This window comes from Corynebacterium afermentans subsp. afermentans (genome assembly GCF_030408355.1).
GTDB lineage: Bacteria > Actinomycetota > Actinomycetes > Mycobacteriales > Mycobacteriaceae > Corynebacterium > Corynebacterium afermentans.
On sequence record NZ_CP046606.1, the window covers coordinates 2,299,232 to 2,320,737 of the forward strand.

A 21,506-nucleotide genomic window follows, 5' to 3' on the forward strand; every position below is an offset into this window, starting at 1 on the left:
CTATGCTGGCGACCATGAACCGCAGCTTGATTGTCACTGAAAATGGACCGGAGATCGTAGAAACGCAGGCGGCGTTCGCGGGTGAGGGCGACACCCTGATCAACGTGAGCCACTCCTCGGTGAACTACAAGGACGCGATGGCGCTTTCGGGCAACCGCGGCATCCTGCGCGAGCTGCCGACAGTGCCGGGTATCGACGCCGTGGGCACCCTCGAGGACGGCACGCTTGTCACCGTCAACGGACGCGGCATCGGCGAGCGCCGCCACGGCGGCTACACCCCGCAGATGCGTATCGACGCTAAAGACATCACCCGCGTGCCGTCCCGCTTCTCCGCGGATGAGGCCGCCGCGATCGGCACCGCCGGTTACACGGCCGCCCTTTCGGTCGCAGGTCTGGAGCGGGCCGCACTTTCGCCTATCGACGACCCCGTGCTCGTCACCGGCGCCACCGGCGGCGTCGGCTCCATTGCCGTGCAGCTTTTGGCCGCCCGCGGCTATGAGGTGTGGGCGTTGACCGGGCGCGTCGATAAGCATGGCGCCTGGCTGAAGGATCTCGGCGCCGCCGAGGTGCTCGACCGCGCCGAATTCTCCGAGCCGGGCAAGCCGCTGCAGAAGGCGCGGCTGGCGGGCGTGGTGGACACCGTCGGCTCGACCGTGCTGGCCAACGCGCTGACGCAGCTTCGCTGGGGCGGGGTCGCCACCGCCTGCGGCATGGCCGCCGGCAACGACCTGCCCGCCAGCGTCCTGCCGTTCATCCTGCGCGGGGTGCAGCTGGTGGGCATCAACTCCGTCGACGCTCCGATCGACATCCGCGACGAAGCCTGGGCGCTCCTCAACGCCTCCGTAGACACGAACGCCATCCGCACCGAGGAAGTCGGTTTGGATGGCGTCGTGGAAGTTGGGCGTTCGCTGCTCGATGGTGGGTGGAGCGGACGCGCCGTCGTTAAGCTGTAGCTTCTTTGGGCACCGGACCGCCGGAGATCTGGCGGTACGCGTGCGCCGCAGCCAGCATGGTGCCGGGCACGGTCACAACAAGGCCGACGAAAAACAGCGCCGCACCAACCAAGTTGATCAACCCGGCGAGCACCACGAAGCCCAAAATCTTCAGGTAATTCGACGCGCCAGCCCTGAACCCGCCGGAAATAGCGTTACCGAAAGAGCCGTTGTTATCCGCCGCGTACCACGCCTGGAACGTGAAAAACGGCATGACCAAAAGGCCAATCACGCCCGTGACAGCCAGCGCGCCCAGAATCGGGCGCACCAGGTTCCACATCTCGTCCGGGGCGACATTATCCGGGTTATCCGGCAGCGTTGCCGGATCGATGGAGGTCAGCGCGCCGAACGCGAGCACCATGAGGAGAATCGTAGAAACAATCCCGGCCACAACGCCGAGCAGCGCCGCCACACCCAGCGTCTTGCCGTACGCCGGCGCCTTCGCGTCGTTGTAAGTCAGCTGCTTCACCAGCGTCTGTTGCAAGACCACGCCAACCATCCACGGGACAAACGCCAACATGCCGATCATGCTGATCATCGAACCCACGCCCGGCAAAAACTGGCCCAGCAACGTTAGCACCGTGTAAACCACACCCAGCGGGATCCACAGCTTCGCGTTGGCGAACACGGCCTTCACGCCCCAGGTCAGCGCCTCGATGATCTCGAGCTTGCCGTTGCCCTTCACGTGGAACCAGCCGTTCGACGCCGGATCATTGATCGGGTGCGGCGACGTGCCGTCGCCGGGGGCGTTGTCCGTGAGCTGCTGGCCGTGGAAACGCAGCGCCGAGGCGCCGGCCATCGACGCCGCGGTGTTCACCTCGAAGGCGTCGTAGGAGCTGGGGGAGTTGGGGGAGTTGTAGGCGGAGTAGCCAGCGCCGTTTTCCGGGTGGCTGCCTTCCGGATGCTCCGGGTACGGCTGGAAATCGCCGTCGTTGTAAGGGGTGGACATGCACTCATCCTTCGTGATCGTTGGTCGCGTTCACTTGGGAGTTTATCAGTCACACCCGTCACAGACCTGGGTGGCGGGCGGGGGTTCCGCGGTAGCTGGGCGGCCAGGGTCCTGACAGATTACGCCAGCCGTTTGTGCCGACCTGGGGGGGTTCGCGGGCCGCCTGACAGATTCAGCCGCGAAGTGCCGGCGGCGGTGGTGCGGAATAGTTCATCGCCGAGTGAATAAGTCCGCCGCAGTGTTTTGGCGACCTGGGGAAAGTGAATTATCCAACCGTCCAAGGTGGACTAATTCACTGGGAGGGCCTGGCGAGTGAACTATTCCGCGGGACGGTGGGGACGGGGCGCCCCCGCAGCCAGCAACCTAGCTCAAAGCTCCTACTTCACCACCAGGTTGACCATGCGGCCCGGGATGGCGATCACCTTGACCACGTTCTTGCCGGCGACCAGGTCGGCCACGCGCTCGTCGGCAAGTGCGGCGGCTTCGAGGTCGTCCTTGGTGGCGTCGGTGGCGACGTCGATGCGCGCCTTGACCTTGCCGTTGATCTGGACGGGGACCTCGACGGTGTCGTCAACCAGCCACTGCTCGTCGAACTCCGGGAACGGCTCAAAGGTGATGGTCTCGGTGTGGCCCAGCACCGACCAGAGCTCTTCGGCGATGTGCGGGGCGAGCGGGGAGACCATCTGCACCAGCGGCTCGACGGCATCGCGCGGGGCGCCGGAAGGGTACGTCTTGGTCAGGTAGTTGACGTACTCGATGAGCTTGGCGGCGACTGTGTTGTCGCGCAGGTGCTCGTAGTCGTCGCGCACGCCGGCGATGGTGCGGTGCAGCGCCTTGAGGTCGTCTTCCGTCAGCGAAGCGTCTACCACGGCGACCTCGCCGGACGCCTCAGAGACAACCAGGCGCCACAGGCGCTGCAGGAAGCGGTGCGCGCCGACGACATCCTTCGTCGCCCACGGGCGGGAGGTGTCGAGCGGCCCCATGGACATTTCGTAGACACGCAGGGTGTCGGCGCCGAAGTCACGCACCACATCATCCGGCGCGACGGCGTTCTTCAGCGACTTGCCCATCTTGCCGTACTCGCGGTTGACTTCGGCGCCGTTGTAGAAGAACTTGCCGTCCTTTTCCTCCACCTCAGCGGCCGGGACGTACACGCCGCGGGAGTCCGTGTAGGCGTACGCCTGGATGTAGCCCTGGTTGTACAGGCGGCGGTAGGGCTCCTGGGAGGTGACAAAGCCGAGGTCAAACAGCACCTTGTGCCAGAAACGCGCATACAGCAGGTGCAGCACGGCGTGCTCGACGCCGCCGACGTAGAGGTCCACACCGCCCGGGTCGTTCGCGCCGTGCTCGTCGGGGTGCGGGCCGGTCCAGTAGCGCTCGTTCTCAATGTCCACAAAGGCGTCGGCATTGGTCGGGTCGATGTAGCGCAGCTGGTACCAGGAGGAACCCGCCCACTGCGGCATGACGTTCGTATCGCGCCAGTACTTCTGCGTCCCGTGGCCCAGGTCCAGCTCCACCTCGACCCAGTCGGTGGCCTTGGCCAGCGGCGGGGCGGGCTCGGAGTCGGCGTCCTCCGGGTCGAAGGCGACGGGGTTGTAGTCCTCTACCTGCGGCAATTCGACCGGCAGCATGTCTTCGGGCAGCCCGTGCGCCTGGCCGTTTTCGTCGTAGACGATCGGGAACGGCTCGCCCCAGTAGCGCTGGCGGGCGAACAGCCAGTCGCGCAGCTTGTACTGGATTTTCTCGGAGCCCTTTTGCCTATCGACGAGCCAAAGGACCGCCTTCTCAATCGCCTCGCCCTTGCCCAGACCATTCAAATCCAGGCCGTCTTCGTTGGCGGAGTTGATGTGGGCGGCGTCGCCGGTGAACGCCTCCTCGGAGACGTCGCCGTCCAGCACGGGGGTGATGGGCAGGCCGAAGACGGTGGCGAACTCGTAGTCGCGATCGTCGTGGGCCGGCACCGCCATAATCGCGCCGGTGCCGTAGCCGGTGAGCACGTAGTCAGCGATGAAGATCGGCACCTCTTCGCCGCTGACCGGGTTCACGGCGTAGGAGCCGAGGAACACGCCGGTCTTTTCCTTGTTCTCCTGGCGTTCCACGTCGGACTTCGCGGCGATGGATCGCAGGTAGCTATCCACTGCTTCGCGCGGAGTATCTGCCCCGCCGGTCCATCGGCTATCGACGTCGGTGGGGTAGGACGCGGTGACCAGCTCGTCGACAAGCGGATGCTCCGGCGCAAGCACCACATACGACGCGCCGAACAGCGTGTCCGGGCGGGTGGTGAAGACCGTGATGTCGCCGGCGGGGGAGGCGAAGTGCACGTCCGCGCCGCGGGAACGGCCGATCCAATTGCGCTGCATGCTCTTGACCTTTTCCGGCCAATCCAGCAGGTCAAGGTCGTCGAGCAGGCGGTCCGAGTAGTCGGTGATGCGCATCATCCACTGGCGCAGGCGCTTGCGAAAGACGGGGTAGTTGCCGCGCTCGGAGCGGCCCTCGGCGGTGACCTCCTCGTTGGCCAGCACGGTGCCGAGGCCCGGGCACCAGTTGACCATGGAGTCGGAGAGGTAGACGAGGCGGAACTCGTCGATAGCCTTGTGCTTTTCCTCCGTGGTCAGGTCGCGGAAGTTGCGGCCGTCCTTCGTGGTGCGCGCGCCGGACATGAGATCGCGCACCAGGTCCTCGATCGGGCGGGCCTTCTGCTGCTCCTCGTCGAACCACGCGTTGTAAATCTGCAGGAAGATCCACTGCGTCCACTTGTAAAACTCCGGATCCGTCGTGGCGACGGCGCGGCGACGGTCATGCCCCAGGCCCAGCTGGTCCAGCTGGCGGGTCATGTTCTTGATGTTCGCCTCAGTAGTCGTGCGCGGGTGCGTGCCCGTCTGAATCGCGTACTGCTCCGCCGGCAGGCCGAACGCGTCGTAGCCCAGGGTGTGCAGCACGTTCTTGCCCAGCATGCGGTTGTAGCGGGCGTAGACGTCCGTGGCGATGTAGCCAAGCGGGTGGCCCACGTGCAGGCCAGCGCCCGACGGGTACGGGAACATGTCCTGGACGTTGAGCTTGTCTTTCGGCAGCTCCTCGCCGGTGGCAAGGTCGCCGACCGGGTTGGGCGCGTTAAAGGTGCCGTGCTCGCGCCAGTGCGCTTGCCACTTCTGCTCGATGGTGTTGGCCAGTTCGGCCGTATAGCGGTGCGGGGTCGCCTCAGTCATGGTTAGACAGTGTAGTTAAGGGCCCTCGCCTATCGACGCACCTCCGGCCCTGCCCGTTCCCACCCCTTGGGCGTCGATAGGCTTCGGTGCCGAACTAGCAGATCATTTGGGCGTCGTTTTCGTATGATCTGACATCCCGGACAGGCGTCCAGATTTAAACCTGCAGGCCACAGACTTATGCGTCTCCTCGCATGTAAACTTTTGCGAGCGGGCGGCGGCAACCCCGCAGGACACCCCCGTTTCCCGCCACCTGCCAGATCTGGATATATTTATATCTGAACCTGTTGTTTTCCTGTCACAGACGAGGAGTTTCCCTGTGAAGAAGTTCGCGGCAGCCGCTCTGGCCGCAACCATGACCCTGCCCCTCGGCGCAGTTGAAGCCCAGGCTGCGTCCAACACGATGACCAACTACAACTTCGGCTGCCGTGTCGTTACTCCGCTGGGCACCGACAACACCACCCCGGACGAGGCCGAGCAATTCCTCGCCAACGACCCGGAGAAGCTCGCGAACGCCGTCATGACGTCTTCCTACCTCGCTGAGGCGTTTGGCTCCAGCGACTCCGCCGCGATCGAGGGGCGCGAGACCGTCAATGCGTACCAGGCTTGCGTCGACCGTAAGAACTACAAGACCACCCCGATGACCGACGGCACCAAGGCCGGCATCATCGCCGGTACCGTGATCTTGGGCCTGCTCGCACTTGGCGGCGCCGCTTGGCCATTCATCCAGCCGATGGTTCAGCAGTACCTGCCGTTCTAAAACCGGCGAATCAAAGCGGCCGTTCCCTATCACGGGGCGGCCGCTTTTTCGTTGGCCAGCACCAATCGTTGGTCCTCCCGGAATTGTCCGCAATGCGGAGTCCGCAACCTTGGATCCAAAGCCGCTACAGTCGCAAACATGCACCTCTACACCATCGGGTACAGCAAGAAGACCGCGGAGGAGTTCTTCGACATGCTCCGCAACAACGGGATCAAACAGATCGTCGATATCCGGCGCCACAACTCGAACCAGCTCGCCGGATTTACCAAGCAGTCGGACCTGCCGTGGTTCCTCGACACCATCGCGGGCATCGGCTACACGCACGAACTCGCTCTCGCGCCCAGCGAGGACCTCATGCACGCGTATCGCAAAGAGGGGCTGCCGTTCGACGAGTTTGCGAAGAAGCTCCGCGCCGAGTTCGACGAGCGCGAGATGCCCAAGCTTGTCGACGGCTCCGCCCTCCTCTGCTCAGAACCCGACCCCGCCGAATGTCATCGCTCGGTGGCCGCGGAGTACCTCGCCGAGAAGGGCGACGTTGAGGTCGTGCACCTCTAGGTTCTAGCCCGCGAACATCTGCCAGATGGCCACGCACATGATCACGATGCCCAGCACGAACACGAACCAGGTTTCCGGCTTGTTGGCGTAGCGCTGGTAGTCCTTGGCGTAGCGGAACAGAAGCATCGGCACGATGTAAACCAAGAATGTGATGAACACGCCGCCGACCACGGAGATGAGGTCCAGAATGGACGGGTTGAGGATGCCGGCGATCACTGTGGTGACGAAAATAAAGACGTAGATCCCCCAGCGCAGCTTCTTCGGATCCATGCGCTCAGCGACGCCAGGCGCCACGGCACGCACCAGGTACGTGGTGCCTTCCTCGGCGCCCATGACGTGGCCGAAGTAGGACGAGGCGATTGCGCACAGGGCGACGATCGGGGAGAGGACAGCCAAAAACGGCGTGTGGGTCTCGTTGGCCAGGTAGGACAGCACGGGGATGTTCTGCTCGCGGGCGGCGTCCATGCCGTCGGCACCCAACGCCAGGGTGCAGGACCACACGAAGAACATGGTGAATACCACCAGCAGCGCGGTGGTGATGAGCTCGGTCTTCGCCACGGCCTTCTTGGTGGACTCCAGGTCATCCGGGTACTTCTTCTGCACGTCCAGAGCGAACTGGGACATCGCCGGCATGTGGTTGAAGGAGAACACGAACACCGGCAGGATCAGCAGCATCGCCTTCCAGAACGGCACGTCGGACTCGTAGGAGCGGAAGCTGGCCAGGTCCCACTGGGGGATGAGGTAGAACGAGACCGCAGCCAAAGCGATGATCAGGGGGTAGACCAGCAGGTTGGCAAAGGCCAGTGTGGCCTTCTTGCCCAGCGCGTAGGCGCCGGTGAGCACGCCGACGCACAGGAGGGCCATGAGCCAGCGCGGCACTTCAGGGCCGTGGAGCTGGTTGACCACGAAGCTGTCCATCGTGTTGGTGATACTCACGCCGTAGATGAGCACGATGGGGTAGATGGACAGCCAGTACATCAGGCCCGTCATCAGGCCGCGGTTGCGGCCGGCAAGGGCGGTGACCACCTGCAGCACGTCCAGACCCTTGACCGGGGAAGCGGCCACGATGCGGGCGTAGGTGCGGTGGGAGAAAAACACCATCGGGCCGATGAAGAGGGTGATCAGCAGCAGTGGGACGAAGCCGAAGCTGCCGGCGTCGATGGGAAGGAACAGGATGCCGGCGCCGACGGCGGTGCCGAACAGGGTGATAGCCCAGGACAGGGTGCCGCCATCGGGGACGGCTCCGGACCGGTTTTCCTCTACCTGCCGCTTGTCGGCGACGGTGAGGTGTTCCAAATTGAACTCTTTGCCCGCAGTGGTCAAAGGTACTCCTTAACACATGAGTGGTATACGCCACACGAATGATAAGGCAACACGACGCGCAGCGATAACCGGGGAGCTAGGCGCGTTGCGCCCACTCCACAACCGGGTCGAGGAGTGCCAGGTCCACACGGTCCGTGTCCCGGCCGTAGCTGTCCACCATCGCTTGTTCGTTTTCGGTGCGCTGGACCTTGAGCCGCAGCGCGCCCACCAGCGCTTTCATCGCCCACCGGTGCGCGGTGGTCAGCTCCGAGTAGTTCAGCCTGCCAGGCAGGTAAAAGCGGGTCACTTGCCCGGCGCGGTCCCCGAGGAGGGGGCCGGAAGCGTCGTCGTGCCTTGCGGCGTCGACAGGCGTCATGCCCACAGTGACTAAAGCCAACGGACGGTCAATCGCCGGCAGTGATTTGATGAAGCGCACGCCCGGATGCGAGGGGCCGTGGACTGGAGAGAGGACGACGACGGGGCCGCCGGCGGCGTCGAGGGTGGCGGGCAGCTCGCGCGCGACGGTGCCGAGGCGGCCGGCCAGTGCCTCGGCGTACTGGCGTGTGGAGCCGTAGAACGTGGCGTAGAAGACACTGGTCATAGCCTTATTCTACGGCAGATAGACCTGCGCGTTTCCGCGAACCTACATCTGAGGCAGGAACGGGCGCAGCTGATCCAGCACCCACTGGAGCGCGCCGCCCGCGCCGGCGAGCACTGCCGCGAGCAGGCCAAGCACGCCCACCAGCACACCACCGGCGAAGACGCCGATGCTGCTGCCCACGTTGGAGGAGCCGTCGGAGGAGCCGTCCTGATCCTCCGCCGGCTTCGGCTCGGCGGTCACGGTGGTCGGCACCGAAACGGTCGTCGTCACCGGAGCAGCGGGAGCGGCCGTGGTGGTCGGCGCAGTGGTCGGCGCGGTCGTCGGCGCAGGGGCCTTGCCGCGGGCGGTCAGCCACTGGTCCGGGGCGATCGGGTGGTCCACCATGCGGATCTCGCCGATGTTGCCGAACCAGCCGTCGACCTTGTCGTTGTCCCAGGCGGAGGTGCCCAGAAGCCACTTGTCGCCGTTGCCGCCCATACCCAGCGGGCCGTAGCCGTCGCGCAGGATCGGGGAGCCGTCCACGTACATGGTCACGGACTCGTCGGCCGGGTCGTTGACCACGGCGATGTGCATCCACTTGCCCTTCGGCACCTCGTGGGTCCAGTTGGAAAAGCCCTCGCCGTTTTCGCCGTAGGAGTACCAGCGCAGCTCACGCAGGCTGGACACGCCGAGCATCTGGATCGGGTCGCCGTCTTCGTTTTCCGGGTGGGTGATGGTGCCGGAGGCGTCGCGGACCAGGGCGTTGGACCACTTGTTGTTGTCGGCGTTCCAGTCCTCGTCGAGTTTGAGGAAGGCCTCCACGGTGTAGCCGTCCTTGAATTCCTCGGAGTTGATGTCGGCGCCGGTGGCGGTTTCGAACCAGGCGGTGGAGTGCTTGAACTTCGGGTCCTTCCAGTGCAGGGAGCCGCGGTCCGAAGACAGCGGGTGCTTGTCGTCGGAGAAGGTCACCGCGTCGGCGCCTGCCGCGATGCGGTGGCGTGCACGGGTCATGTCGTCGCCGCTAGCGACGTCGGGGATGACGGCGCCGGCGGGGGCGGCTTCGCCGTCGTTAAGCAATGTGCCCTCGACCTTCGTCTGGCCGGGGCGCCAGTGCACCACGGTGCCGTCCACGTAGGCGTAGTCTTGCTCGTTCTTCGGCTTGTCCTTCTCGGTGACCTCGTAGGCCTTGTAGCCGTCGGTGATGGTCTGCTTCAGCGCCTCGTTGTAGTCCGGGTCGTTCGCGTCGCCGGCCGTAAACGAGGGCGCGAACGCCTTGAAGCGCTCCGCGAAGTCGAAATCGATGGTGTAGGAGTCGCCCTCGCCCTCCATGATCAGGTGGTCGAAGGAGTTGAGCTGCTCGTACTTCTTGGACTTCACCCACGGCGAGTACGCGAGCATCTCGAGCTGGTTGTTGGTCAGATCGAACTGCAGCTGGCCCATCAGGCCGTTGCCGCCCAGGTAGGCCATCTGGTAGTCCTGCAGGATGTTGATTACGTCGTGACCAGCGTCGTTCTTCTCCACGTGGTAGCCCGCACCGTGGTGGTGGCCGGCGATGGTAAGGAAGATCTGGTCGTTTTTACGGATCAGCTTGTCCCAGAGGTGCTCGCCGTACTCCTTGGTGAAGTAGGTGGACCCGTCGCCGTTGATGCCGGAGATCTCGTGCGCGGTGAGGATCACGGGCAGCTCCGGGTGCTTATCGATGACCTGCTGCGCCCACTCCAGCGTTTCGTCGTTGGCGCGGAAACCGAGCGCGAGCACCAGGTACTTCTGCCCCTCGGCTTCGAAGATGTGGTACTCCGAGTCGACGCTCTGGCCCGGGAAGGCGTAGCCGTCGCCGCCCGCGTGGATCTCCGTGGAGGCGGTGCGGCCCATGTAGGTGGAGTTCTTCTTCGCGCGCTCCTCCGGGAAGTACTCGGTGAACGCGGATTTCCCGTCGAACATGGTCAGGTCGTGGTTGCCCGGTAGCACGGAGTAGTTCACCCCGGCATCCTCGAGCGTTTTCATCGCGCGGTCCGCGATGTCCCAGCTGGCGCGGTCTTCCGGCTGGTCCACCACGTCGCCCAGGTGGGTGACAAACTGCGTGCCCAGCTTCTTGTGGTTTTCAGCCAGGAACTCGGTCTGCACATCAAATGGGTTGGTGCCGTAGCGGTCGCCGAAGATGTCGCCGGCGGCCTCGGTGCCGTAACGAGCGTAGAACTGGGTGTCCGGCATGACGCCGAGGGTGAAGCGGGAGGCGAGATCCTCCGCGTTGGCGACGGGAACTGGGGTGAGCAGGGCGAGAGCAGTAATCGCGGCGATGTGCTTGCGCATGGCAGTCCTTCGTTTCTAGAGGGGCGGTAGGCAGTTGGAAACGTAGCACCCTCAGGTTTCGCTGAGGTAAAATTCAGGTGAAACTTAAGCTTATCGACGCCCACGCGTCGCCCTTACCCATGTTTCCCCAGGGAATTCTTTTTGGACCCATTTTTCGGCTCCGAAAGATATAGGAAAGATATAGCGGGGCGAATGCGGGCCGGAATTCGCTATTTCCCCTGGTCAGCGAATTGTTCCGATATCTTTCTATATCTTTTTGGGCGCGAAAACCCTTACCCCGCAACGATGTTGCGCACCGCCACGCCCATGATCACCAGGCCCACCACTAGCACGAAGATGGTGTCCGGTTTGTCACCCTCGCGCTGCTCCTTGATCTGCTCGATGTCGGCATCCGAGAGGTTCTCCCGGTCGAACTCTTGGCGCGAGAGCTCAAGGTGCTCGTCGCTGTGCTGCTCCGGCAGCTCGGCGTTAGTCATGCTGGTTTAGGTTACGCGTGTTGCTGTAGGGAGCGGTGTTTTGCATTCGCCTATCGACGGGCCTCCGGTTGACCACCTCGCAGTTCACGCCAGCAGCGCCGCCATTCGCGCAGATGGTGAAAGGCTAATGGTGAAAGTCCGAAAATTTTCGCGGATTCACCATCCCTCATTCACCATCTGTGCGGTCTACCGTCTGATCGGGAGGATCTGCGGCACCACCACCGGACGTCCAATTGTTTGCCAGGTTTTGGTGATCTAGATTTTTAACTCGTCACCGTTTGGCCTGTGTCCCGAAGGATCGCACCACCATGTCCCGTTCCCGCATCGCAACTGCCACGCTCGCCTGCGCGCTCGCCGTCGGCACTGTTCAAGTCCCCGTCGCTGAGGCGCAGTCGTCAGGGAGTTCGACCAGCACCGTCGACCAGCAAGGATTCGACAAAGCGACCGCAAAGTGGCAGCCGCTTTTTAGCGACGCATCCGCCTCACTCCAACAGGCCGAACGCGACGCCAAAGCAGCGAAGGTGCAGCGCGACGCTGCGAACGCCGCCGTGCGAAACGCGGAGGCAGCGCTGACCGCGGCTGAGGCGGAGTTCGCGTGGGCGCAGGCCGCGGACCAGGACGCGCTGGCGGCGGCGGTGGAGTCCGCTCGGGAGCGCCTGGCCGGTGCGGAGCAGGGTGTCGAGGACGCGTACGAGCTTTCCGCCGCCGAGCAGATGACCCTCGACGAGGCCGAAGACTACGTCGCCGAAGCCGAAGCAGAGCTGGCGCAGGTCAACGCGCAGCGCCCGACTCTGGCGCAGTACACCACCACCGAAACCAACACCGCAGCTGTCGTGCTGGGTGTGCTGGCTGCGCTGGCGGTCGTGGGCATCGGCGTGGTGGCGTTGGCGCCGCGCCTCGGCATCGAGCTGCCCTGGCAGTAGCGACTCAGCCCCAGGGCACACCAAACTTATCGACGGCTAAAGTGCTCCCACGCCCGGTACGTGTCCTGGAGATTGAGCCACAGCTCTGCCGAGGTACCAAGCGCTGCCCCGACCAGCTCGGCGGATTCCCGCGTAAGCTCCCGCTCGCCCGAGATGAGCTCTTCAACGAAGCGCGTCGGCCGTCCCATGATCGCGGCGAAATCTGCTTCGCTCCAACCACGTTCTTCCAGTTCCTCCGCGAGGAAATCTCCTACTGGGAACGCTTCTGCCAAGGGTTGAGTAGCCACTGTTCACCTCCGTCAGTGGTAGTCGACCATTTCAATAACAACTGCGATGCGTCCATCTTCGCTAGTTTCAAATCGAATAACAAGGCGATATTGCTTATTCAGCCACCCCTACGCCAGCCGCACGCGCGCCCGCTCTAGCCGGTGCGCCTGCATAACCTTCTCCACCGCGTACACGATCTCCCGCAGCGCGCCGAACCCGGAACGCTTCGTGGACAGATCCACCGTCACTTGCACGCTGCCGACCCACATCTCCAGCACCACGTCCGGCTCCGCCTTGTTGGGTCCGAACAGCGGCAGCGGAAAGTAGATGGTGCTGGGCTCGGGCACGATCTCGACGCCGCGAACTTCTTCGCACTCGAAATCCATGCGCATGCCCGCAAGACCTGCGCGCTTCGGGCCTCCAAGTGTCGGAAGCGTCACTTCACTGATTTCGACCCGCATTGCATGGGCTACTGCGCCAAGACGCACCGGCTGGGGCAGAGCCCACGAGATGCTGGTGCACAGCACCGGCATGAATTCCATGATCCCCTGTTCAGCCTGCTCACGTGCCGTGACAGCAAGCGAGTAGATAGCAGCGAACCTCGGCTCAAGAGCCATCGCTTCCCTACATATCTCCGCGAGCATCCCCGCTGCACGCGCCGCCCTGTTCGCAGTCCTCGCGTCGCGCAGCATCATCAACGGGACGCCAGCCATCACGGTGTAGCTGACCAGCTCCTCAGCGCGCTCCCCGGTGACCGGCTGACTATCGTCCACCGTCCGCCACTGCCTCGCCGTGCGGTTCACGGCATCCACAATTTCCTGCCCGAGCGCCCGCGCAGTCGCGTTCAGCTCGCGCCCCGGATTCTCAACTATTACCCGGCCCCCAACGTGCGTTCCCGCCGCCTTGGCCCCAATTTTCCAAGTTTTCATCCCCATGCCGCGCAGCCTACGGGGCAGCCTGCTCAAGCACAGCCCCTCGAGTGCTCATTTCAGTGGACATTTGCCTATCGACGCACCAAAGGTTTCCAACGCCCAACAGTTGGTGCGCACCCAGTTGTCCGCAATGCGGAGTCCGCAAAGCCCTCGGGCAGGTGGCGGATTTCTAAATCACAGAACGTATCTGTTTCGCTGCAGGTGAGAGCGCCGTTATAGTGTCATGCGCAAATCCATTAGCAGGGAGGTGTTAGGTGGCTTTTAGCGCCCTAGTGACCCTTATGGGCGTGTGGTTCGCGGCGATGGCGTCACCGGGTCCAGACGTAATGCAAATCATTCGCTTAGGTGCGCGCTCTACGCGCGCAGCCGTATGGGCGGCGCTGGGTAGTACCACCGGCCTTACCATCTGGACCGTGGCCTCCTTAGCGGGGCTGTCCGCATTGATTTCTGCGCACCCTGGCATCCTCGTAGCACTGCAGGTTGTCGGTGGCAGTTACCTGCTGTGGATGGCCTATACCGCAATTACCGGTGGCATCAAGGAGCGCCGCGCGCCCGCAACTGTAGTGGGTACCGATACCCGCGCCCCGCAGCCGCGCGGGTTTACACCGGACGGCATCATCAAGGCATCCACCGCTTTTCGCATGGGATTTATCTGCGATCTTTCGAACCCCAAGGTGGTCATTTTCTTCGGCGCCATCTTTGCCAATTTCATCGATCCCGGCATGGGCATCGGTGCCAATCTCATGGTGGGTGCCGTATTGATTCTGGAAAGCCTTGTGCTCTTTGTGGGTGTGGCTTTGGCTACCCGCGCGGTTGCGAAGTGGATGGCTAAGAACTCCGCCTGGGTGGATATTGTCAGCGGTGTGGTCTTCCTTCTGCTGGGTGTGATTATCCTTTTTGAGGGCTTACGTTCTCTTTGAGGGCTTTGACCAACACGATCGAGCCGAGGAAATATGGCTCCTCCGCCCGCCACGCTACCGTCCCGGCCGGAGGCCTCGGCGAACTCGTCGAGCAACGCGAGAACGTCAGGGTAGCGCTACCCACGATGGGGTTTATCCAACTGCGCGGAGGTGACGAGTCCGTCGTCTTCCAGCCTGTCCAGAGCATTTCGGCCAGTGCATACGAGGGCGTCTACCAAACTTATGCCGTTATCCTTGGCGGTTGCTCACGGACACCAAACTTATCGACGGCTAAAGCGGTCCCCGGCACAGACCCCCATCACGCCGGCCGCACCCGCGCCCGCCCCAGCCGGTGCGCCTGCACAACCTCCTCCACGGCATACACCATGTCCCGAAGAGCACCGTACCCAGCGAGCTTCGCCTCGAGGTCCACGATCACCTGCAGGCCATCGACCCACATCTCCATAACCACGCGCGGTTCCGCCGTCCCCGGCGCAAACAGCGGCAGCGGGAAGTACGCTGAGCCGGAGTCTTTACCGATTTCGCCGCCATCTACCTCGCTGCATTTGTAGTTCAGGCCCATCTCCGCCAGGCCGTCGCCAGCCAATTCAGCGCTAGGTTCCGGGAAGTCAACCTCCCGGATTTCCACCCGCATCGCGCGATCCGCCTCGCCCGCGCTGGAGAGAGGTTGCGGCAACACGCTGGAGATGGTATCGCAAAACGGCCCCATCATGTCCAGACGGCCGGCGGCGGCGCATTCCCGGGCGGAGATCGCTAGCCCGTATACGCCTGCAAACCGCGGTTCCTGTGTGAGCGCCTCCCCGCTGATCTCCACCATCAACCTGGCTGCCGAACCCGCTGATTCTACGGTTGTTGCTTGCCGCATCAGCAGCAGCGGCAAGCCAGCCATCAAGGCAATGCCTGCGAGGTGCTCAGCCACCTCACCTGCTTCCGGCTGCTTCATACTGACCGTCCGACACTTTCTGGCCGCCCGATTTAGTCCGGCAACAACCGCTTGGGTTGCGTCCCTTAGTGTGGTGTAACGCTTGCTGATGGTGGGCCCTGGGAAATACAGGGGCGGCCATCGTCAGTAACCTTTCGACTCAACTACCACATCTCACCGAAAGGCACATGACGATGACCGCTGCACCGCATTCTATCGACCCGACAACCTATCTGGATGATCTGCTCGCTCAAGCCTCCCCGGATCTGATGCGCCAGATGCTGCAAGGGTTTATCAACCAGATCCTCTCCGCCCAGGCCGACACCGTCTGCGGCGCCGAATACGGCGTTGCTTCCACCGAGCGGGTCAACCACCGCAACGGGTACCGCCACCGCGACCTCGACACCCGAGTCGGCACCATCGATGTCGCGGTGCCGAAGCTGCGCCACGGCGCGTTCTTCCCGGACTGGCTGCTAGAGCGCCGCTCACGAGCCGAACGGGCACTATCGACTGTGATTGCCACCTGCTACCTCAAAGGGGTCTCCACCCGCCGAATGAACGATCTGGTGGCAACCCTTGGGATTTCTCACCTGTCGAAATCGCAAGTCTCGCGCATGTCGGAAGAACTCGACGAGATGGTCGCAGACTTCAGAAACCGCCCACTGGATCCCGGCGGGTACTCCTACCTGTCGTGCGACGCGTTGACGATCAAAGTGCGCGAAGGCGGCCGGGTGGTCAAATGCTCCGTGCTGCTTGCCACCGGTGTCAACGCCGACGGGTACCGCGAAATGCTCGGCATGCACGTTGCCACTGCGGAATCCAACGCGTCGTGGAAAGGCTTCTTCCAAGACTTAAAAGCCCGCGGGCTTCGCGGTGTCTTCCTTATCACCAGTGATGCTCATGAGGGCATCCAGCACGCGATATCTGAAGTGCTGCCTGACGCGTCCTGGCAGCGGTGTCGCACCCATTTCGCGAAAAACCTTTACGAAAAGGTGCCGAAAACCCAGTGGCCGATGGTCTCGGCGATGTTCCAGACGATCTTCCAGCAACCCGACGCCCAATCCACCTGGGGACAAGCCCGCGAAGTCGTTGACCTGTTGGAGCCGAAGTTCCCCCAGGTTGCGGCGTATCTGGAGGAATCACTCGATGAGGTGCTGGCGTTTACCGCAGCGCCGAAACCGGTCTGGACGAAGGTGTGGTCAAACAACCCCACCGAGCGGTTAAACCGGGAGATCCGCCGGCGCACCGACGTCGTGGGTATCTTCCCGAACCGCGAATCGATCATCCGGCTTGTCGGCGCCGTCCTTGCCGAGCAACACGACGATTGGATCCAACAAAAACGCTACATGTCACTATCTGCACTCGAGCACACCAAACACCTCATGCACCAACCCAACCCCCACACAGGAGATGATCATGGTGACCACCACCAGCTAACCGCCTAACAACCCCCCAACTTCATACCGAGCCGAAAGCACAAACGGCTACACCACTACACGGGACTTGACCACCGCTTGCCCAAGCTCCCGCCCAGAAGCGTCAATCTCACCGAAACGGTTCGCAACAATTACCCGGCCCCCAACGTGCGTTCCCGCCGCCTTAGCCCCAATTTTCCAAGTTTTCATCCCCATGCCCGGCAGCCTACGTCGCACCCCGCGCGAGCACAGCCCCTCACGTGCTCATTTCAGTGGACATCCGCCTATCGACGCACCAAAGGTTGCCAACCGCAAACAGTTGGTGCGCACCCAATTGTCCGCAATGCGGAGTTGTTAGAGCCAGTCTGCGCCCTTGTCATCGAGATCGACCAATGGCGGCCCACCGCAGTCGTACGCTGGTAGCTCATCTGCAGCATTTGACCCCGCCGATTCCCCAGCCCGCCCCAGCACCTGACGAAGGTCGCTCTTTACAGCCGCCACCTTGGCTGCCTCGAGAATGTTCGAGGAGAGATTGATGGAGGTGCTCATGCCGAAGAGCCTATTGAGCGTCAACGCTTCAGGCAATAGCTCCATGTCCGGCAGTTTCAAAACTTGGCGGACTCAAACAGTTGGTGCGTACCCACTTGTCCGCAATGTGGAGTCCGCAAGGGGCGACGCTCAAAATCGCCCCAGCTCATCAGCTCTATGCACGACGGGTTCAAGGTCGTACCCGAGCACGGCAAGAACGTCGATCACCTTGCCAATCTCGGCCGTCGGCTTACCGTGCTCCAGCTCCCGAAGGAACCGGTCCGACACGTCGGCAAGCTCGGCGACCTCCAGTTGGGTCAGCCTCCGCTCCTTACGCTGGGCGCGCACAAAGCTGCCGAGTGCCTCTATGTCCACGTGTCTCGTCTCCTCGCTGACCGTATGCTGTTACGGAACGTTCGCACCGAATCTGTTCCTATAGGCCGTGAGGTTAGCGCAAAACAGCGCATTTCGGTGTGTTCGCTCCGACTTGGAGGCACGCGCCCTCATTTTCAGATCGGCACGTTCGTTCCGCCGAGGGCAAGCTGGCAGGGTGGTCTCGGCCGCATACACGCAGCGATCTGCCTATCTACGCACCGGCTTAGCCCAGCGGCGCGTAGCCAAAGTCACCGCGCTGCACCTGACTGCGGGCATTCGGGTCGAAGGTTGCGCACAGGGCTGCCGCCACGTAGCGCACACCGCCTGCCGGCGAAGAGGAGCCGACGCGCTCGGCGCAGTTCTCCAGGGCTGGCAGGCCGATACTCTCCCCGGGCGAAGTCATGGAGAAGAAGGACGCGGCCATCATGGTGTTGCCATCGGCGCGCACGTATTCCGAAGAGCCCTTAATAGCTTGCCAAGCAATCGCCCCGACGGGATCGGTGCGGAACTGGTCCCGCTCAGTTGGGGTCAGCTCGGCGTTAGCAGCAGGCACGGACAGTGTTGTGATGAGCAGTGCTGCTGTTGCAGCAAGGAGAGGAAACTTTTTCATAGGAACACTCTATCTCCCGCGCCACAGTTTTCCTCGGCATTGCCGACCCCGGCTTAACTGATGGCGCTGCGCAACTGTCGAATCTCGGCAGGCCCCACACGGCGCAATGCGGAGTCCGCAAGGGCCGACGCATCGGTAACCTCCGTCACCTCAAGCTGAGTCGGTTTGGGTTTCGGATTACGCTCAACCACATGGGTTCCCCGAAGACGCTGCAGCTTTTCATGATGGACGGCACCGCCGCCGGGCCGATCAAGGCTTCAATTCGAAATTGGGTCGGGCGGGTGTATTCGATTCCGCGAACCGAGCTCAATTCGGAAGAGTTGCGCCGCCGCCCTGAGCTCAACCACCCGGCGGTGTACTTTCTGGTGGGCACAAACCCGGAGACGGATAAGCCACGGATCTACATTGGGCAGACCGCACCACGGCAGAACGGGGTAGCGTTCGCCCGCGCCGCCGAGCACGCGCGCAGTGAAGACAAGGACTTCTTCAACCGCATCATCTACGTAGTTGTTGTGGATGACTCCTGGGGTGCCACCGAGATCACCTTCCTGGAAAACGCGTTCCACCAGCGCGCTATCAGAGCAGACCGATATGAGATAGCGAACGGCAACACCCCGTCCGCCGGCAGTGTCAGCGAGGAGACGCAGGCAGAGCTCGACGAGTTCATCGAGAACACCAACCTGATCATCAGCGCATTGGGTATCTCCGCGTTTCAACCGAAGGCGACCGCGGGGAAGTCGTCGGCTGTGCACTCCTCAGGCACAACCCTGAATCAACAAGCAAAAGAGGAAGAACCGACGTTTGAACTTACCGTTCCACGGCATGGAGTACAGGGCCTGGGCCAACGCACCGCAGACGGCTTTTTAGTGCTGGCAGGTTCGACGCTCCGGAAAGAGCTTCTGCCCAGCGCCGCGCGAGGTGTCCACGCAACCCGGGACCGCTATGCGGACCAGATTCAAAACGGCACGTTGCTCTCAGATCTCGAATTCACAAGCCCATCGGCTGCTGCATCGTTTCTCGTCGGCGGTGCTGCGAATGGGCGAAGGCTTTGGCACCTCCAAGAGGAGCCAACCACCACGCTGGCGGATTGGGAGGACCGCGAAGGCGACGAGGCAGACCACCAGGCAGCGCAGCCCGAAACGCTCTAACCCTCCGGCAGCAGCTCCGACCGCTCGCCGACGGTAGTCACCACCAGTGCGTCGCGGGCGCGGGAGGCCGCCACGTACAGCAGTGAGCGCTCGCGTTGGAGGGCGGCGCGGGCGTCCTCCTCTGACAGGTTCTTTAGGCGGAAGCGCAGCGGCATGATCTCCTTGCCCACGCCCATGAGGATCACGTGGGTGAACTCCATGCCCTTGGCGCCGTGCATGGTCATCACACTGACCTGCTCGTGGGAGGCCAGTTCCGCATTTTTGGTCTGCACGGCGTCGATGCCGTGGTCTGCAAGTCCGGCCACCACGCGGGAGAGCTGCCCGCGGGTGCGGCACATCACGCCGACGCGGACCTCCTTGTGCGTGCCCTCCTCGGCCGCACGCTCGGCTTCCTCCAGCCACACGTTGATCAAGCCAGCGGCTACGGCAAATTCTTCGTCCTCGGACGCCGCGGTCACGATCATCGGCGCTGGGCCGGACCTCGCGGAGCGGTACTTCCCAACGGAATCCTTATCACCCTCCGCGTCCAGGAACTCCATGTCGCCGCCAACCAAGATGCGCAGCGCATAATCCAGGTTCTCCTTGGTGGTGCGGTAGTTCAGCGTCAGGCGCTGGGATGCTCGCCCGCGGGTGGAGATGCCGAAGTGCGACAGGGTCAGCGGATGGCCGTAGATGCGCTGGTGGGAGTCCTCGGCCAAGAACACGTCGTTAGGCCCATGCGCCACGCACGCGCGCAGGAAGCGCCAGTGCCCGGCGTTGAAGTCTTGGGCCTCGTCGACCACCACGTGGTCGAACAGCGACCCGCCGCCGCGCTCGTAGCGCACGTTCAAAATCTCTGCACCCACGGCGGACATGGTGGGCCAGAACAGCTGGCCATCGATGGCTTGGGTCTGCATCAGCGACTCCAGCACGGCCCACACCTGCTTGCGCTGCTTGCGGTTCAGGGGCGTGCCGCGGCCGGTGCGGGCGACCTTCAGGTACTCCGCCAAAGACACAATCCCGTTGGCCAGCACCACGGTCTCGTACTCGGCCTGCAGGAACGCCTCATTAGCAATCTCGCGCGGCAGCTCCTCCGGGGCGGACTCCACCGCGCCCTCCCACACCTGGCGCGCTGCCATGTCGGTGTACGGGCGCACGCGCGGGGCGGTGACGCCGAGCACGCGCCGGGTGGCCTCTTCCGTCTCCTCCACAGAGCCGAGGGAGACCACCTTGCGCACCACGGCATCGATGTTGTCCACCCACACGCCGTCCTCACCAGGCTCGCCGGCCTCCGGGTAGGAGGGACTCAACGCGTTGAGCTGGGACTTCAACCCTTGCGCCAGACCCTTGGTAAACGTGGTCAGCAGTACGCGCGGGCCGGCCCCCGCAATATGCCCCGCGGCCAGGTTGTTCGCGCGGTGCACCGCCACCACCGTCTTGCCGGTACCAGCGCCGCCGAACACGCGCGCGGACCCGGAGTAGGAGTTCTCCGCCATACGGCGCTGCTCCGGGTGGATGTACACGCGCCATTGGTCGAAATTGCCGGACTCGATCACGCTGCGCAGGGACTCGGTCTCCACGTCGTCCACGTACGCGAACTCCAGCTCCGCAGCCGCCTGACGCAGGCCCGCCAGCAGGCGCGCATCCTCGGACTCGGCAGCCTCCGCAGCCGAAACCTTGCGCAGCCCCAGCGACTCGCGCGTTTCCTCCACCGAGTACCCCGCCACCAGAGCGAGCACCGCTTCGTGCTCCCACTTCGGCCGGGAGGCAAGCAGCGCGTCCAGCCCGTCCTCGGACTCGAGTGCGAGCACCTGCTCAGTCAGCGCGGGATCAATGCCCAGCTCGTCCCACAGCATCGAAGGCGTGAGCCCTTCCAGCGCCTCACGGGGCGCGGGCGATGGCTTATCCGCGAGCTCCGCAACAACCCCCTGCTGCGCCGCCAGTTCACGCGCGGCCTGGGCTGCAGCTTCCGCCTTCGCCTGCGAGTCCTCGACAGGCTGAACGCTCTCAACCGCATCTTCCTTGATCAGCGTCGTAATACCGTTGATCGGGTTCACGTCCAGGCGCAGCCGCGCCGGGTCCAGCCGCTCAGCCTTGAGGTTGCCTTCGTCGTGCGAGTCCACGTCCACAAGCACGAAGTGGTGCGTGTCCTTGTCTTTGATCTCAAAGAGCACGGCGCGGAACTGGTCGTTGACGCGGCCGGTACGCACGCGCTTGTCCACGGCGTTCGTGAGCGTCTTGATCTTCAGCGACGGGTTCGTCGGGTCCACCGAGAGCTTCTGCAGGAAGTTCATCGTCGGCTTCATCAGCGCGCCGTCGATGTCCAACCCGCTGTACAGGCTAAACGTCACCATGGTGTT

General features: G+C 63.4%; 20 protein-coding genes. 7 read left to right on the forward strand and 13 right to left on the reverse strand.

Annotated features, from left to right (window positions below):
- Nucleotides 1-14: 14 nt before the first annotated feature.
- Entirely contained in the window at nucleotides 15-953 is a 939-nt protein-coding gene (locus tag CAFEA_RS10940) for an acrylyl-CoA reductase family protein (RefSeq protein ID WP_143313307.1), read from the forward strand.
- On the opposite strand, the gene CAFEA_RS10945 is transcribed toward CAFEA_RS10940, so the two are convergent.
- Nucleotides 943-1,941: a hypothetical protein gene (locus CAFEA_RS10945; protein WP_063937133.1), complete on the reverse strand. Its 999-nt coding sequence runs from the start codon at nucleotides 1,939-1,941 to the stop codon at nucleotides 943-945. The two genes, CAFEA_RS10940 and CAFEA_RS10945, sit on opposite strands and share 11 nt — an antisense overlap.
- A 377-nt stretch (nucleotides 1,942-2,318) precedes the next feature.
- The gene (gene leuS / locus CAFEA_RS10950; protein WP_063937134.1) at nucleotides 2,319-5,147 is read right to left on the reverse strand and encodes a leucine--tRNA ligase; all 2,829 of its coding nucleotides are present in this window, start codon (nucleotides 5,145-5,147) and stop codon (nucleotides 2,319-2,321) included.
- A gap of 316 nt (nucleotides 5,148-5,463) precedes the next feature.
- Between leuS and CAFEA_RS10955 the strand changes: the two genes are divergently transcribed.
- The gene (locus CAFEA_RS10955) at nucleotides 5,464-5,904 is read left to right on the forward strand and encodes a hypothetical protein (protein ID WP_063937135.1); all 441 of its coding nucleotides are present in this window, start codon (nucleotides 5,464-5,466) and stop codon (nucleotides 5,902-5,904) included.
- A gap of 138 nt (nucleotides 5,905-6,042) precedes the next feature.
- Nucleotides 6,043-6,459 (forward strand): DUF488 domain-containing protein, encoded by a 417-nt coding sequence (locus CAFEA_RS10960; RefSeq protein WP_063937136.1) that lies wholly within the window; start codon nucleotides 6,043-6,045, stop codon nucleotides 6,457-6,459.
- Between the two features lie 3 nt (nucleotides 6,460-6,462).
- Here the strand turns inward: CAFEA_RS10960 and CAFEA_RS10965 are convergent, their stop codons facing one another.
- The 4 genes from CAFEA_RS10965 to CAFEA_RS10980 all read right to left on the reverse strand — a co-directional run bounded on the left by CAFEA_RS10965 (nucleotide 6,463) and on the right by CAFEA_RS10980 (nucleotide 11,127).
- Nucleotides 6,463-7,782: an amino acid permease gene (locus CAFEA_RS10965; protein WP_076590011.1), complete on the reverse strand. Its 1,320-nt coding sequence runs from the start codon at nucleotides 7,780-7,782 to the stop codon at nucleotides 6,463-6,465.
- Between the two features lie 76 nt (nucleotides 7,783-7,858).
- Nucleotides 7,859-8,362: a flavodoxin domain-containing protein gene (locus tag CAFEA_RS10970; protein ID WP_063937137.1), complete on the reverse strand. Its 504-nt coding sequence runs from the start codon at nucleotides 8,360-8,362 to the stop codon at nucleotides 7,859-7,861.
- 42 nt (nucleotides 8,363-8,404) lie between these two features.
- A complete protein-coding gene (locus tag CAFEA_RS10975) occupies nucleotides 8,405-10,651 on the reverse strand; it encodes a LamG-like jellyroll fold domain-containing protein (protein ID WP_063937138.1) in 2,247 nt (748 codons plus the stop codon).
- A 272-nt stretch (nucleotides 10,652-10,923) separates the two neighbouring features.
- The gene (locus CAFEA_RS10980; protein ID WP_063937139.1) at nucleotides 10,924-11,127 is read right to left on the reverse strand and encodes a hypothetical protein; all 204 of its coding nucleotides are present in this window, start codon (nucleotides 11,125-11,127) and stop codon (nucleotides 10,924-10,926) included.
- Nucleotides 11,128-11,435: 308 nt separating this feature from the next.
- On the opposite strand from CAFEA_RS10980, the gene CAFEA_RS10985 reads away from it, so the two are divergent.
- Nucleotides 11,436-12,050 carry a hypothetical protein gene (locus CAFEA_RS10985; protein WP_063937140.1) on the forward strand — a complete coding sequence of 205 codons (615 nt, stop codon included), beginning with the start codon at nucleotides 11,436-11,438 and terminating at the stop codon, nucleotides 12,048-12,050.
- 26 nt (nucleotides 12,051-12,076) lie between these two features.
- Here the strand turns inward: CAFEA_RS10985 and CAFEA_RS10990 are convergent, their stop codons facing one another.
- Both CAFEA_RS10990 and CAFEA_RS10995 read right to left on the reverse strand, forming a co-directional pair.
- Complete coding sequence (locus tag CAFEA_RS10990; RefSeq protein WP_034996593.1) at nucleotides 12,077-12,337, reverse strand: helix-turn-helix transcriptional regulator; 261 nt, start codon at nucleotides 12,335-12,337, stop codon at nucleotides 12,077-12,079.
- A gap of 108 nt (nucleotides 12,338-12,445) precedes the next feature.
- Nucleotides 12,446-13,252 carry a hypothetical protein gene (locus CAFEA_RS10995; protein ID WP_063937141.1) on the reverse strand — a complete coding sequence of 269 codons (807 nt, stop codon included), beginning with the start codon at nucleotides 13,250-13,252 and terminating at the stop codon, nucleotides 12,446-12,448.
- 299 nt (nucleotides 13,253-13,551) lie between these two features.
- Between CAFEA_RS10995 and CAFEA_RS11000 the strand changes: the two genes are divergently transcribed.
- Nucleotides 13,552-14,169, forward strand: a complete 618-nt coding sequence (locus CAFEA_RS11000) for a LysE family translocator (protein ID WP_286131608.1) — start codon at nucleotides 13,552-13,554, stop codon at nucleotides 14,167-14,169.
- A 298-nt stretch (nucleotides 14,170-14,467) separates the two neighbouring features.
- Here the strand turns inward: CAFEA_RS11000 and CAFEA_RS11005 are convergent, their stop codons facing one another.
- The gene (locus CAFEA_RS11005; protein ID WP_063937143.1) at nucleotides 14,468-15,112 is read right to left on the reverse strand and encodes a hypothetical protein; all 645 of its coding nucleotides are present in this window, start codon (nucleotides 15,110-15,112) and stop codon (nucleotides 14,468-14,470) included.
- Nucleotides 15,113-15,285: 173 nt separating this feature from the next.
- Here CAFEA_RS11005 and CAFEA_RS11010 point away from each other — a divergent pair, with 173 nt between their 5' ends.
- A complete protein-coding gene (locus CAFEA_RS11010; protein WP_187370376.1) occupies nucleotides 15,286-16,536 on the forward strand; it encodes an IS256 family transposase in 1,251 nt (416 codons plus the stop codon).
- Nucleotides 16,537-16,860: 324 nt separating this feature from the next.
- Here the strand turns inward: CAFEA_RS11010 and CAFEA_RS11015 are convergent, their stop codons facing one another.
- The 3 genes from CAFEA_RS11015 to CAFEA_RS11025 form a co-directional block, all read right to left on the reverse strand.
- Entirely contained in the window at nucleotides 16,861-17,055 is a 195-nt protein-coding gene (locus CAFEA_RS11015; RefSeq protein ID WP_143313276.1) for a hypothetical protein, read from the reverse strand.
- A gap of 129 nt (nucleotides 17,056-17,184) precedes the next feature.
- The gene (locus tag CAFEA_RS11020; protein ID WP_034996602.1) at nucleotides 17,185-17,409 is read right to left on the reverse strand and encodes a helix-turn-helix transcriptional regulator; all 225 of its coding nucleotides are present in this window, start codon (nucleotides 17,407-17,409) and stop codon (nucleotides 17,185-17,187) included.
- Nucleotides 17,410-17,632: 223 nt separating this feature from the next.
- Nucleotides 17,633-18,019 (reverse strand): hypothetical protein, encoded by a 387-nt coding sequence (locus tag CAFEA_RS11025; protein WP_063937039.1) that lies wholly within the window; start codon nucleotides 18,017-18,019, stop codon nucleotides 17,633-17,635.
- Nucleotides 18,020-18,210: 191 nt separating this feature from the next.
- On the opposite strand from CAFEA_RS11025, the gene CAFEA_RS11030 reads away from it, so the two are divergent.
- Nucleotides 18,211-19,167 (forward strand): GIY-YIG nuclease family protein, encoded by a 957-nt coding sequence (locus CAFEA_RS11030; protein ID WP_063937040.1) that lies wholly within the window; start codon nucleotides 18,211-18,213, stop codon nucleotides 19,165-19,167.
- Here the strand turns inward: CAFEA_RS11030 and CAFEA_RS11035 are convergent.
- Nucleotides 19,164-21,500, reverse strand: a complete 2,337-nt coding sequence (locus CAFEA_RS11035; RefSeq protein WP_063937041.1) for a 3'-5' exonuclease — start codon at nucleotides 21,498-21,500, stop codon at nucleotides 19,164-19,166. The two genes, CAFEA_RS11030 and CAFEA_RS11035, sit on opposite strands and share 4 nt — an antisense overlap.
- Nucleotides 21,501-21,506: the final 6 nt, after the last annotated feature.

Bases quoted from the DNA above. Each gene is read 5' to 3' on its own strand.
- CAFEA_RS10940 (WP_143313307.1), top strand. From the start codon at position 15: ATGAACCGCAGCTTGATTGTCACTGAAAATGGACCGGAGATCGTAGAA.
- CAFEA_RS10945 (WP_063937133.1), bottom strand. From the start codon at position 1,941: ATGTCCACCCCTTACAACGACGGCGATTTCCAGCCGTACCCGGAGCAT.
- leuS (WP_063937134.1), bottom strand. From the start codon at position 5,147: ATGACTGAGGCGACCCCGCACCGCTATACGGCCGAACTGGCCAACACC.
- CAFEA_RS10960 (WP_063937136.1), top strand. From the start codon at position 6,043: ATGCACCTCTACACCATCGGGTACAGCAAGAAGACCGCGGAGGAGTTC.
- CAFEA_RS10970 (WP_063937137.1), bottom strand. From the start codon at position 8,362: ATGACCAGTGTCTTCTACGCCACGTTCTACGGCTCCACACGCCAGTAC.
- CAFEA_RS10975 (WP_063937138.1), bottom strand. From the start codon at position 10,651: ATGCGCAAGCACATCGCCGCGATTACTGCTCTCGCCCTGCTCACCCCA.
- CAFEA_RS10980 (WP_063937139.1), bottom strand. From the start codon at position 11,127: ATGACTAACGCCGAGCTGCCGGAGCAGCACAGCGACGAGCACCTTGAG.
- CAFEA_RS10985 (WP_063937140.1), top strand. From the start codon at position 11,436: ATGTCCCGTTCCCGCATCGCAACTGCCACGCTCGCCTGCGCGCTCGCC.
- CAFEA_RS10995 (WP_063937141.1), bottom strand. From the start codon at position 13,252: ATGGGGATGAAAACTTGGAAAATTGGGGCCAAGGCGGCGGGAACGCAC.
- CAFEA_RS11000 (WP_286131608.1), top strand. From the start codon at position 13,552: ATGGCGTCACCGGGTCCAGACGTAATGCAAATCATTCGCTTAGGTGCG.
- CAFEA_RS11005 (WP_063937143.1), bottom strand. From the start codon at position 15,112: ATGAAGCAGCCGGAAGCAGGTGAGGTGGCTGAGCACCTCGCAGGCATT.
- CAFEA_RS11010 (WP_187370376.1), top strand. From the start codon at position 15,286: ATGACCGCTGCACCGCATTCTATCGACCCGACAACCTATCTGGATGAT.
- CAFEA_RS11015 (WP_143313276.1), bottom strand. From the start codon at position 17,055: ATGAGCACCTCCATCAATCTCTCCTCGAACATTCTCGAGGCAGCCAAG.
- CAFEA_RS11025 (WP_063937039.1), bottom strand. From the start codon at position 18,019: ATGAAAAAGTTTCCTCTCCTTGCTGCAACAGCAGCACTGCTCATCACA.
- CAFEA_RS11030 (WP_063937040.1), top strand. From the start codon at position 18,211: ATGGGTTCCCCGAAGACGCTGCAGCTTTTCATGATGGACGGCACCGCC.
- CAFEA_RS11035 (WP_063937041.1), bottom strand. From the start codon at position 21,500: ATGGTGACGTTTAGCCTGTACAGCGGGTTGGACATCGACGGCGCGCTG.